The organism is Novosphingobium marinum (assembly GCF_013408095.1).
GTDB classification, from domain to species: Bacteria; Pseudomonadota; Alphaproteobacteria; order Sphingomonadales; family Sphingomonadaceae; genus Novosphingobium; species Novosphingobium marinum.
Window position 1 is genome coordinate 42,438 of the sequence record NZ_JACBZF010000010.1, and the last position, 9,411, is coordinate 51,848.

Consider the following 9,411-nt stretch of genomic DNA (forward strand, 5'->3'; position numbering starts at 1 on the left):
CCCGGCCAGCCTACATGCTGGCGAAAGCTACGATCATGAAAAGGATAGCTAAAACGAGAGCGGTCAGAGAGCCAGAGCTTGTTTCGCCAGAACTGTAAGAAGCATCAAAGCCATCATCGAGGAGGATTCGTTCATCTCGCATCGATGCGCCACGCGATGGGTCACCGGTCTTAACGACGTACTCGATCGGTCCGTCATTTGCGTATGGATCAAAGGTTTCCATCATTCGCTCCTGTCTGGGCATAGCATTCTAGGTCATTAAAAACAATAACTGGCGGAATGCTGCGTTCAAATCAGGACGGGCGGTCCGTTACGGAGTCCTTTGATCGAGGTCCTTGCGGGCAATTCCAAACCTGCGCATGGGACAGGGTTGGAAGGCAGTGCACACATTGCATGCTTAATCGAAGATTTGAATCACAGGGCAGGGCGGTGATTCAGTTTCTGCGTTGGATTTGAGGGCTTCGGTGTGAGCAATGTTTTTCCATGGCAAAGCACTTCGAATGCCGCGAGCACTGGCGGGCTGTCGACACCGTGCGCAATATCGCACGCGACTATCAACTCACGGTCACGCTCGACCTGTTTGGCTGGACCGTCGTCGAACGTCACTGGGGTCGCATAGGTTGTAACGGGAAGGGCGCGCGCGACAGCTTTCCGAATTCGGCGTCGGCTCGGCGTTTTGTCGATGCAGCTCGTCGTCGACGCGGAAGCGCCAAGCGCCGGATCGGAGTGGCATATCGGTCCGTTGAAGAAACATAGGCGAGCGACCTTTCACATCCCGTAGCCATGGTTTCAGGCAGTTTGGGAAAATAGGCTTTCCAATCTCCGCATGTACTGTCGCGAATGTATTGCGCAATGCGGAGATTAAGAGAACTGGTCTGCTTTTGAGCGGGATGCCGAAACATTGTCAGCGCGGATACCTCGCAGACTAGACGTCCGAGATCTCGCGGCTGAGGCGTGAGTTCGACCGCAGGTTTGGGCCCTGAGTCCGAGCTAAGGTTTGTAGACTTCGCCAAACACCAAGCTTGGCTTGGCAAAAGCGGAAAGCTTCAAACTGGATTTTGGTTTGAAGGTATGCCAAAACACGAAGCATGACTAAGCGTTCGGACGGCAAGCTAAACCGGCTCCAGCGGGAACTCCCCGAGGGACTCCTGGCCGATGCCGCGTGGATGGAGGCTCACGGCTATTCATCGGCGCTGCGCAGCCAGTATGTCCGCGCTGGCTGGCTCGAAAGTCCGGCGCGGCGGGTCTATCGTCGCTCGCGCGCGCCGTTGACATGGCCGCAGGTGGTTATCTCGCTCCAGACCGTGCTGGACCTGCCGCTGACCGTCGGCGGGCGCACCGCACTCGAACAGCTAGGCTATGCCCATTACCTTTCGGCGGAGATGCGCGAGGTTCACCTCTACGGGCCGAAGCGACCGCCGACATGGCTGGACAGCTTGCCGCTCGACGTAGCCTTCCGCTGGCACAACAGTCTGCGTCTGTTTCCCGGCGATGCCGGCGCGCCGCCGGAACCCAGCCCGGTCATGGTCAGCGCCGCTGGCCTAAGCTTGCCCATCCGCTATGCCAGCAAGGAACGCGCCGTGCTCGAGCTGCTCGACGAGTTGCCCAAGCATGAGAGTTTCCATCAAGTCGATGCCCTGATGGAAGGGCTGAGCGATCTCAGCCCGCGTCGCCTGCAAACCCTGCTGGAGACGTGTGCCAGCGTGAAGGTAAAACGGCTATTCCTGTTCTTCGCGGACCGCCACCGGCATGCCTGGCGATCCCGGCTCGATGTGACCCGTGTCGATCTTGGATCGGGGAAGCGCGTCCTGGTCAGAGGTGGCACGCTCGACCCCGGCTACCACATAACCGTACCGTCCGATCTGGCGGGGTAGCGGGCATCATGGCCTTTCTCGACCCTTACCGGCAACAGGTCGCCCTTCTCATCCGCACCATTCCTTTCGTGGCGCAGGAAGAAGCCTTCGCCCTCAAAGGCGGTACCGCGATCAACCTGTTCGTGCGCGACATGCCGCGCCTGTCGGTGGACATCGACCTGACCTATCTGCCGGTCGAGGATCGCACCAGGTCACTTGCCGCGATCGACGCGGCCATGCTGCGAATAGCGAAACGGATCGAACGCGGAATACCGGATGCGAAGGTCCATGCTTCGCGCTCGGCCGACGAGAAAATCGTCACCAAGCTGGTCGTCCGCGCCGGAGGCGTGCAGATCAAGATTGAGGTGACGCCGGTACTGCGCGGCACCGTCTACGATCCTGCCGTGAAGAGCGTTGTGCCAACAGTCGAAGACGCCTTTGGCTTTGCCGAATTGCAGGTCGTATCCTTCGGCGACCTTTATGCGGGCAAGATCGTCGCGGCGCTCGACCGCCAGCACCCTCGCGATCTTTTCGACGTGCGCGATCTCCTGGCGCACGAAGGTATAGGCGACGAGCTGCGGCGCGCATTCCTTGTCTACGTCATCAGTCACCATCGCCCGATTGGCGAAGTTCTTGCCCCGACACGAAAACCGCTTATGGAGGAATTCGAGCGCGGTTTTGTCGGAATGACGCATGAGCCGATCGCGCTGGCCGATCTTGAAGAAGCGCGCGAGGCGATCATCGCTGCGATGGTTGCCGACATGCCCGATGCGCATCGGCGGTTTCTGGTCGGCTTCAAACGCGGAGAGCCGGACTGGCAACTTCTCGGCATACCGGAAGCTTGGCACCTGTCTGCCGTCCTGTGGAAGCAACGCAATCTGGACCGGCTCCCTGCCAAGAAGCGATGTGAACTGGCGGATGCACTCGAGAAGATGCTGTTTCAATAAAGCTAGTATCGAAACTTCGTTGTCCGGAATCAAACCCTGGTCTTATTGCGGATCGTTTCCCAGAAACCGTGCGGTTGCGCTCGAGTATGCCTGCAGCTTCCTGCCGTATCGCAGCACCGTCGATGCAGAATCCCAGCGCATTGCATTCAAGATCGCGACACCGTCAGCGCCCAACGCGATCAGATCCTGGGTCAAGCCAACCCTCAACGAGTGGGATGATATCAACTTCAGATAGCCCACGTTGTCATCATTTTGTCGCATCGACGGCGAAAGCGCGGCCTCCGCCGCATGCTTTAGGTCCTTGCGGAAAATGTCAGGCCGCGTGGCCCAAGCTCGGATAGCAGGACCCCTGCGATGCTTAATCGAAGATTTGAATCACAGGGCAGGGCGGTGATTCAGTTTCTGCGTTGGATTTGCGGGTTTCGGTGTGAGTAATGTTTATTCATGGCAAAGCACTTCGAATGCCGCGAGCACTGGCGGGCTGTCGATACTGCGCGCAACATCGCACGCGATTATCAGCTCACGGTCACGCTTGACCTGTTTGGCTGGACCGTCGTCGATCGTCACTGGGGTCGCATAGGTTGTAAAGGAAAGGGCGCGCGCGACAGCTTTCCGAATGCGGCGTCGGCGCGGCGTTTTGTCGATGCAGTTCGTCGTCGACGCGAAAGCGCCAAGCACCGGATCGGAGTGGCATATCGGTCGGTTGAAAAGGCTTAAGCGACCGACTTTTCGCATCCGGTCGCTCTGGTTCCATGCGGTTGGCGGAGAATAGACTCCCCAATCTCCACACGAACTGCCGTGAATATATTGGGCGATGCGGAGATTGACGTCTATATTCACCGCAGGAATTGGCAGCGCCTTTGGCTGCCGTTCGGCATCGCCAAGGGCGTCTGCGGAGCCGGATGGAAGGCTTCGGTTTTGATCTCCGCACGGCACGAGGGCGGTCAGGGAAGGTGGGGAACGTCCTACCAGGATGAATCCGAAAACATGGTTAGACGAAAGCTTCGCTTCGATCACGCTGGCAAACATCCCGACATACCCGATTGACAAGTGTTGTCAGATATGACTACATAGGATCATGTCGCGCCCCAACGCTTCGACCGATTTCGTGGATCAAGGCAGCGCGCAAGGATTTCGGGGCGTTCCCGGCCCGTGCGATCGACAAGGCGCTCGATGCGCTGACGATCGTGGCCGATGGCGGGGCGCCGGACATCGCCAAGCCGCTCGCTGGTCTCGGCTCCGGTGTTTGGGAGCTGGCGATCAAGGAGCGCGGCGATGCCTACCGTGTCGTCTACGCCCTGCAACTGGATGACGATATCTGGGTGGTGCATGCCTTCCAGAAGAAGTCGACGTAGGGAATATCGACGCCGCAGCGCGAGATCGACCTCGTGCGCGAGCGGATCAGACGATTGAAGGAGATGCTGGAATGACCGAACAGAAGGACGACATCGAACTGGTGCGCGGGTCAGGCAATGTCTTTGCCGATTTCGACGTGGCCGATGCGAGCCTGCGTCAGCTCCGCGCGATCCTCGCCGCCGAAGTGGTCAAGACGCTCGACAAGGAAAAACTGACCGTCCGCGATGCCGAGGCCCGCACCGGTATTGCGGCGGCCGATTTTTCGCGCATCCGCCAGGTCAAGCTCGACCGCTTCACCGTGGACCGGCTGATGCGCATCCTCGACCGGCTCGACCGCGATGTTCGCGTCAAGGTATCGGTTGCTGCACGGCCCGAGCACCTCGCGGCATGAAGCAACCCGTTCAGTAATTGCAGCGGCCCGCCCGTGGGCGGGCCGCGCAACCAACTTCACCAGTCAGAACAGATCGAGCTTATCGCGCAGCGGATCCCAGAAGCCGATATCGCGCGGCTTCTGGTTTCGGCGCGGCAGCATCGGCATGTCGGCGCCGCATTGCAGCTTCTCGCCCAGAGTGACCGGGCGCACGCCCGGCATGATGATCTGGTCGGGGTCGGGTCCGGCGATGCGGACCGGTGGATTGCGCCTGGTCATGCTCCACCCCTCAATATTCGCTGGCAACCATGATCGTCAGCACTCGACGGGCAGTCGCTAGGTTGGCCGGGTTCTCGCTGCCGAACCGCAAATCGCGGTCGTAGGAATCGATCTTCCAGAACACGGTTTCGGCAAGTTGTGCCGGTCGCATGCTCGTCCAATTTCCATCGCCGCCCTGATAGATCGTTCCGAAATCACGCTCGCCTTACGGATCGTTGTCCGGCACGAAGGCGTCGAAGGTCTCGATCAACTCACGCACCCGAGACCGATCTGCCTCGGGCAAGGCCCGGAATCCCTCTGTCGCCACGGCAACACCGGCCAGCCCGATCGCCTGCCGCGCCCGGTCATTGAGCCGGACAATTTTCTCAGTGCGTGAAAGTGTGCCAGCGGTCATTACGCCGCGCTCCCGCCACTTTCGCAGATGTCGATCAGTTCGCCGAAATCCTTCTGCTCACCCAGTTCCTCGACGAGTTCTGGGAGAAATGGGCAATGCGCTGGTGTCCCAAAGACCAAGGACATCAATGGCTGCTACCGGCGGGTCTACTTGCAGGACGCTTTTCCGGGTCTCTGCATCGACGAGCCCAATGAAGAACACGTCACCAGATGGTTTGCCGAGGTCAACCGGCAGATGGAACCCGGCACTGCTAACAGGGCCTTCGGTCTTCTAAGGCTGACGCTCTTGCGTCAGCGAACTTTACCTGCACTCATACATGCTAACGATAAGTATTTGATTTAACATAAGATGTATTATCGCTCTAGCGGATCAACTCGGCCTGCCTTTCAGCACCCTTCCTGAGAACGCTTGTGCGCGGATTACCGATAAAGGGATTCGCAGCGCCGCCATAATGTGATCGCGCAGCGCCCCCAGCAAGTTGCGCGCAAACTTGACGCGGTTCCCTGCCGCGCTGCCAGACCATTCTCGACGAGAAAACCGGCGCGCCGTTCGAGCGCCTTGCTCATATAAATTGACGATCAGCCTACTGCTTCAGTGACTAACCTTTGTTATCAAAGCAGATTTTTGCGACGAGCGGAGAAACTATCATCGCGGTGCGAGCGTTACCCCGCTGTGACCAAGTCTCTCCTGGTCAATTTCAGTCGGAAAGGAGTTCTCACGATGTCGCATGAAAACGTAAGGAACAGCGATCTGATTGGCAGCGACCGCGTCGAAGGTACCGCAGTGTATGGCTCAGATGGCGACAAGATCGGTACTGTCGAACGTGTCCTGATCGAAAAGCGCGGCGGGCAGGCCCGCGATGTCGAGATTTCGGTTGGAAGCTTCCTTGGTATGGGCGGCGAGTTGCACAGCCTTCCTTGGGAGAAGTTCGACTACAATACCGATCTGGGTGGCTATCAGCTCGACGTGACCGAGGATCAGTTGAAGGGCGCGCCGACCTATAAGGAAAGCGAGCGCGACACCGCTTATGACCGCGACTACCAGACGCGGTCGTACGACTATTGGGCGGTCACACCTTACTGGTGACGGAAGCCACGCACTTCGCGCGCACGCAGTGCCGAGAAGCATATTGAGTGGAGGCAAGGAGCAGATACCATGCCGGCAAAATCGAAAGCCCAGCAAAAGGCCGCAGGAGCAGCTCTGTCCGCGAAGCGCGGCGATACCAAGGTGAGCGATCTGCAAGGCGCTTCGAAAGACATGTATGACTCGATGAGCGAGGACGAACTTGAGGATTTCGCCAAGGGCGAGCGCCAGGGGAAACCCGAGCACGCCGACAAGGATGATTGATCGCCGGTATCGCCGTACTGGAGCTTTGTCGATTTAGGCGAACGCTCGGTATGTGATACAAGGAATTGGTTCCGCGCGTCCTGATCCAAGACTCTGTTCGAGAGACTAGAGAGGCTTTAGACAATGGCGGAGGCTCACGCGGTCCGCTTCGATGAAGCATTGGATATGCCGGAAGGCATAATTCTGGACGTCATGCGATGCTGGCGCGATGCCAAGGATCATGGCGAAGCGGTTCAGCCCTACATATACCAGACGCTGGCGCGGCATCGGCTTGAAATTCTCGTCCCGGTTTTTGATAGCCTGATGACTCTTTGCGAAGCGGCTATGAAACGATCCATTGTTGCCGGCGAAGATGGCGATCGAAGCGGCGACGAAACCGCTCTGATCGATATGCTTGTCGCTCCCGAAGACGCGCGAATTTATATCGGCTGCACTCAAGAAGATTGCATTTTGTTGAATTGCGCTTTGCGTTCGACACGCTTGATGATGGAGCAGGCAGTCGCGGGGATATCGACAGGCCGCTCACAGCAATATTAAACCAGAACTGTCGGCGTATGGTCAGCGCCGCTTCCCTTTGAAATCTCTGCCGAAAATTTGCATCTCACATGTCACACGATCCGAAACACTTCCCCTGTCCCGGTATCGCGGTAGAGATCAACCCGCGCCCCATCCCAATGATAATCAAGATGGCGGCCCTGGATCGCATTTGAGGCGAGGTAGGGATAGAAGAGGCCAGCACACTCGCCGCCTTCGCGGCGCACACTTGGATAGGTCACCCCGTTCGACCCGGCTGCCTGTAATTGCCCTCCCAGCGTTTGACTTGCCGAATAGTCATTCGGGTCCGCGGCTTCACTAAATCGTCCCTCATCCGCGCGGAGATCATGGAGCCGCGCATTGATGTCCATCACGACCTCGCGGAATTGCGAAGTCCAGCCTGGTGCTTCGTTCGTGCGCGCCATGAAGCGGCTATGATGATGAATGGTTTCGAGCAGCGCGACCTCGAAGCTGTTGCCCGCATAGAGCACGCCATAGCTGCCGTCACTGAATCGCGTCGGGCGGTCGTGGCTGACATGGGTGAACGGTGCCATAAGATACGTCGCCCCCGGTCCGCCGACACGCCGCTCTTGCGGTACGAGGTCGAGATTGCCGATATTCTCCATCAATCGCGGATTGGTCTTTTGCTCCGCCGATATGAGGAGCGGCCAGTCGGCGGGATCGGCAATATCCTCGAACAGATCGATCGGCGGGTGGATGCTGCGGATGATACGGACCGCGCTTTGCCATTCGATAGTGGAAACCGGGACCGTTTCGGGATCGATCACCACCCGCCACGCTCGGCGTCGAGATAGCGGCGAACCCGCATCAGATCGGTCAGTTCGCCGCCCAGCATGATATCGAGCGCGGAGCGACCCTGGAATGCGCTATTGGGTGCCTTGATCCAGTCATGGGCGCGCCGTGTCTCACGAAACATATAGCGCAGCGCCTTGTGAATACCGATCAGGTTGGACAATCGCGCCTTGCCGTCGCGGTCGATCCGGCCGGGTTCACCGTCCGCTTTCCAGCGGCGGTAAGACCGCACGGGGACGTCGAGCAGTGTGGACGCCTGTTCGTCGGTCACATCCCATTTTCCGAACAGGTTTACCACCGCACGAAACATCGCAGCGGCCTCGTCATCGGTAATCGGCACGGGCCGAAAATCGCGAATTGCGGTGTCGACAGGCTGAAATGCAGTCATCATAATACTCCTATATGGCATCGTATTGGCCATATAGGGCCATTTGGCAACCTATGTCCGTTATTTTAGGGTTCCTGTGGCTTGCATTTCTCCTCGTTCAAATCGCCAGCGATATCCTTACCCGAAGCTGGCTTGGAAGGCGGAGCAGCGGGATTTCAGCAGGCACCGCCGATCCCTGCCGGTCGCCGGGTTCTTCTCCGCCGCTGATCGTTTGAGGGTTGCGAACCCTCCAAAGAGATCTTCGAGACCTGTCGCATAGAATAAGCTGGCTTAGTGTCCGCACGGTTTCCTGTTCGATCGAAACCGGTTGCGCGAGACCCGTGTGGGCTGCTCTCACCTGCCCCGCAACGCCTCTTCCCCCTCGCCGATATACCCGCGGGTCAAAGGCAAAGCCCGCCGATCGCGGCAATACTGAATCTGGTAATTGCACATTCCGCCATTTTCGAAAGCCGCCGTGGCGCCGGCCAGGTAGAAGATCCACATGCGATAGAACCGCGCATCGAACATTACCTCGATCCTCTCGCGGTTGGCTTCGCAATTGGCATACCATGCGCGCAGCGTTCTGGCGTAATGCAGCCGCAGCATTTCGACGTCACTGGCAATGAGACGATATTTTTCGCTCGCCGCTACCGTCTCCGAAAGAGCCGGGATGTAGCCACCGGGAAAGATGTATTTGCGCGTGAAAGCGTCGGTTGTACCCGGTGTGCCGATCCGGCCGATCGTATGGAGCAGCATCACCCCGTCGTCCGCAAGCATATTGGCGCAGCTGCGGAAGAATGTCTCGAATTGCGGGCGTCCGACGTGCTCGAACATGCCCACCGACGATCCGATCGAAACGCTGCCCGCTGGCGGCGAGGTCACGATAGTCGATCAGTTCGAACTTCACGCGATCGGAGACGCCTGCTTCATCGGCGCGTGTACGTGCCAAGCCAAGCTGTTCCTCGCTGAGCGTGATGCCCGTGACGCTCAGATCCATTCTTCGGGCGAGGTAGATCGCCATTCCGCCCCAGCCACAGCCGATATCGAGAACCTCTTGAGGGCATCGCGTGGAAGGTACGCCAGACAACGCTAAGCGAGAACATTTCAAGAACCGCATGATGGCCGTTACCGCCGGAGGTCGCTAAGCCCCA

The 9,411-nt window shown here is 58.5% G+C and carries 15 protein-coding genes and 2 pseudogenes; 9 read left to right on the top strand and 8 right to left on the bottom strand.

Features of this window, described 5'->3' with window-relative positions:
* Nucleotides 1-10: 10 nt before the first annotated feature.
* Nucleotides 11-226, bottom strand: coding sequence for a hypothetical protein (locus tag FHS75_RS16685; RefSeq protein ID WP_179408788.1), 216 nt, complete (start codon nt 224-226; stop codon nt 11-13).
* Nucleotides 227-483: 257 nt separating this feature from the next.
* Between FHS75_RS16685 and FHS75_RS16690 the strand changes: the two genes are divergently transcribed.
* From FHS75_RS16690 to FHS75_RS16715, 6 genes are all read left to right on the top strand, one after another.
* A complete protein-coding gene (locus FHS75_RS16690) occupies nt 484-756 on the top strand; it encodes a WGR domain-containing protein (protein WP_067501020.1) in 273 nt (90 codons plus the stop codon).
* 332 nt (nt 757-1,088) lie between these two features.
* Nucleotides 1,089-1,874 (top strand): type IV toxin-antitoxin system AbiEi family antitoxin, encoded by a 786-nt coding sequence (locus tag FHS75_RS16695; RefSeq protein ID WP_094744547.1) that lies wholly within the window; start codon nt 1,089-1,091, stop codon nt 1,872-1,874.
* 8 nt (nt 1,875-1,882) lie between these two features.
* Nucleotides 1,883-2,800 (top strand): nucleotidyl transferase AbiEii/AbiGii toxin family protein, encoded by a 918-nt coding sequence (locus FHS75_RS16700; RefSeq protein WP_179408789.1) that lies wholly within the window; start codon nt 1,883-1,885, stop codon nt 2,798-2,800.
* 444 nt (nt 2,801-3,244) lie between these two features.
* Nucleotides 3,245-3,517 (top strand): WGR domain-containing protein, encoded by a 273-nt coding sequence (locus FHS75_RS16705; RefSeq protein WP_067502382.1) that lies wholly within the window; start codon nt 3,245-3,247, stop codon nt 3,515-3,517.
* Nucleotides 3,518-3,843: 326 nt separating this feature from the next.
* Nucleotides 3,844-4,155 carry a type II toxin-antitoxin system RelE/ParE family toxin gene (locus FHS75_RS16710; RefSeq protein WP_218845312.1) on the top strand — a complete coding sequence of 104 codons (312 nt, stop codon included), beginning with the start codon at nt 3,844-3,846 and terminating at the stop codon, nt 4,153-4,155.
* Between the two features lie 71 nt (nt 4,156-4,226).
* Nucleotides 4,227-4,547, top strand: coding sequence for a helix-turn-helix domain-containing protein (locus tag FHS75_RS16715; protein WP_179408790.1), 321 nt, complete (start codon nt 4,227-4,229; stop codon nt 4,545-4,547).
* Nucleotides 4,548-4,610: 63 nt separating this feature from the next.
* On the opposite strand, the gene FHS75_RS16720 is transcribed toward FHS75_RS16715, so the two are convergent.
* From FHS75_RS16720 to FHS75_RS18150, 4 genes and pseudogenes are all read right to left on the bottom strand, one after another.
* Nucleotides 4,611-4,805: a hypothetical protein gene (locus FHS75_RS16720; RefSeq protein ID WP_160729013.1), complete on the bottom strand. Its 195-nt coding sequence runs from the start codon at nt 4,803-4,805 to the stop codon at nt 4,611-4,613.
* 10 nt (nt 4,806-4,815) lie between these two features.
* Nucleotides 4,816-4,998, bottom strand: a pseudogene (locus FHS75_RS16725) (DUF3768 domain-containing protein); the annotation flags it as partial.
* Nucleotides 4,999-5,010: 12 nt separating this feature from the next.
* Nucleotides 5,011-5,199 (bottom strand): hypothetical protein, encoded by a 189-nt coding sequence (locus FHS75_RS16730; protein WP_160729012.1) that lies wholly within the window; start codon nt 5,197-5,199, stop codon nt 5,011-5,013.
* Nucleotides 5,199-5,324: a hypothetical protein gene (locus FHS75_RS18150; protein WP_268234557.1), complete on the bottom strand. Its 126-nt coding sequence runs from the start codon at nt 5,322-5,324 to the stop codon at nt 5,199-5,201. Before FHS75_RS18150 ends, FHS75_RS16730 begins: the two co-directional genes overlap by 1 nt.
* 595 nt (nt 5,325-5,919) lie before the next feature.
* Between FHS75_RS18150 and FHS75_RS16735 the strand changes: the two genes are divergently transcribed.
* The 3 genes from FHS75_RS16735 to FHS75_RS16745 all read left to right on the top strand — a co-directional run bounded on the left by FHS75_RS16735 (nt 5,920) and on the right by FHS75_RS16745 (nt 7,083).
* Nucleotides 5,920-6,285: a PRC-barrel domain-containing protein gene (locus FHS75_RS16735; protein ID WP_050599381.1), complete on the top strand. Its 366-nt coding sequence runs from the start codon at nt 5,920-5,922 to the stop codon at nt 6,283-6,285.
* Nucleotides 6,286-6,354: 69 nt separating this feature from the next.
* A complete protein-coding gene (locus tag FHS75_RS16740) occupies nt 6,355-6,546 on the top strand; it encodes a DUF3008 family protein (protein WP_050599382.1) in 192 nt (63 codons plus the stop codon).
* A 123-nt stretch (nt 6,547-6,669) separates the two neighbouring features.
* On the top strand, nt 6,670-7,083 hold the full coding sequence (locus tag FHS75_RS16745; protein WP_179408791.1) for a hypothetical protein: 414 nt from the start codon (nt 6,670-6,672) through the stop codon (nt 7,081-7,083).
* Nucleotides 7,084-7,154: 71 nt separating this feature from the next.
* Here FHS75_RS16745 and FHS75_RS16750 read toward each other — a convergent pair whose 3' ends face one another.
* From FHS75_RS16750 to FHS75_RS16760, 3 genes and pseudogenes are all read right to left on the bottom strand, one after another.
* Nucleotides 7,155-7,868 carry an RES family NAD+ phosphorylase gene (locus tag FHS75_RS16750; protein WP_179408792.1) on the bottom strand — a complete coding sequence of 238 codons (714 nt, stop codon included), beginning with the start codon at nt 7,866-7,868 and terminating at the stop codon, nt 7,155-7,157.
* Entirely contained in the window at nt 7,865-8,281 is a 417-nt protein-coding gene (locus FHS75_RS16755) for an MbcA/ParS/Xre antitoxin family protein (protein ID WP_050599403.1), read from the bottom strand. The genes FHS75_RS16750 and FHS75_RS16755 overlap by 4 nt, the downstream gene beginning before the upstream one ends.
* A gap of 333 nt (nt 8,282-8,614) precedes the next feature.
* Nucleotides 8,615-9,317, bottom strand: a pseudogene (locus tag FHS75_RS16760) (class I SAM-dependent methyltransferase); the annotation flags it as partial.
* Nucleotides 9,318-9,411 lie beyond the last annotated feature (94 nt).

Bases quoted from the DNA above. Each gene is read 5' to 3' on its own strand.
- FHS75_RS16715 (WP_179408790.1), top strand. From the start codon at position 4,227: ATGACCGAACAGAAGGACGACATCGAACTGGTGCGCGGGTCAGGCAAT.
- FHS75_RS18150 (WP_268234557.1), bottom strand. From the start codon at position 5,324: ATGTCCTTGGTCTTTGGGACACCAGCGCATTGCCCATTTCTCCCAGAA.
- FHS75_RS16700 (WP_179408789.1), top strand. From the start codon at position 1,883: ATGGCCTTTCTCGACCCTTACCGGCAACAGGTCGCCCTTCTCATCCGC.
- FHS75_RS16755 (WP_050599403.1), bottom strand. From the start codon at position 8,281: ATGACTGCATTTCAGCCTGTCGACACCGCAATTCGCGATTTTCGGCCC.
- FHS75_RS16695 (WP_094744547.1), top strand. From the start codon at position 1,089: ATGACTAAGCGTTCGGACGGCAAGCTAAACCGGCTCCAGCGGGAACTC.
- FHS75_RS16690 (WP_067501020.1), top strand. From the start codon at position 484: ATGGCAAAGCACTTCGAATGCCGCGAGCACTGGCGGGCTGTCGACACC.
- FHS75_RS16730 (WP_160729012.1), bottom strand. From the start codon at position 5,199: ATGACCGCTGGCACACTTTCACGCACTGAGAAAATTGTCCGGCTCAAT.
- FHS75_RS16720 (WP_160729013.1), bottom strand. From the start codon at position 4,805: ATGACCAGGCGCAATCCACCGGTCCGCATCGCCGGACCCGACCCCGAC.
- FHS75_RS16735 (WP_050599381.1), top strand. From the start codon at position 5,920: ATGTCGCATGAAAACGTAAGGAACAGCGATCTGATTGGCAGCGACCGC.
- FHS75_RS16685 (WP_179408788.1), bottom strand. From the start codon at position 226: ATGATGGAAACCTTTGATCCATACGCAAATGACGGACCGATCGAGTAC.
- FHS75_RS16745 (WP_179408791.1), top strand. From the start codon at position 6,670: ATGGCGGAGGCTCACGCGGTCCGCTTCGATGAAGCATTGGATATGCCG.
- FHS75_RS16740 (WP_050599382.1), top strand. From the start codon at position 6,355: ATGCCGGCAAAATCGAAAGCCCAGCAAAAGGCCGCAGGAGCAGCTCTG.
- FHS75_RS16705 (WP_067502382.1), top strand. From the start codon at position 3,245: ATGGCAAAGCACTTCGAATGCCGCGAGCACTGGCGGGCTGTCGATACT.